The following is a 413-nucleotide window of genomic DNA, read 5'->3' as shown; positions in this document are numbered from 1 at the left end:
GGGGAAAGTACTAAGCCCTTCACGTAAACGCGTTGCGGTCGATCATGTGGTGGACGAGCTCGGTGTCTCCGTGCGCCGAGCCTGCCGCGTGGTTGGCCAGCATCGCTCGACACAGAGACGCGAGAAGACACCTCGGTATGATGAAGGCGCACTGACAGCAGCTATCATCGCTCTGGCCGAGCGGTTCGGACGATATGGCTATCGCCGTATTACAGCCTTGCTTCGTGAAGCTGGCTGGTCTGTCAGCACAGGCCGCGTCTATCGCATCTGGAGACGTGAAGGGCTTAAAGTCCCGCAGAAACAACCCAAGCGTGGCAGGCTCTGGCTGAACGATGGATCATGCGTTCGGCTGAGACCCGCTCACAAAGGTCATGTCTGGTCATATGACTTCGTCCAGGACCGTACGCATGATG

Annotated in this window: 1 protein-coding gene; it reads left to right on the top strand. The window is 58.1% G+C overall.

Going from position 1 to position 413, the window contains the following annotated elements:
* Positions 1–413 (top strand): IS3 family transposase (locus tag HY26_RS03535; protein ID WP_146740167.1); only part of this gene is annotated, 413 nt, incomplete at both ends.

Source organism: Hyphomonas sp. GM-8P (assembly GCF_003263315.1).
In the GTDB taxonomy this organism is placed as follows: Bacteria; Pseudomonadota; Alphaproteobacteria; order Caulobacterales; family Hyphomonadaceae; genus Hyphomonas.
The sequence above is the reverse complement of the archived record's forward strand: the minus strand, read 5'-3'. Positions and strand labels throughout refer to the sequence as shown.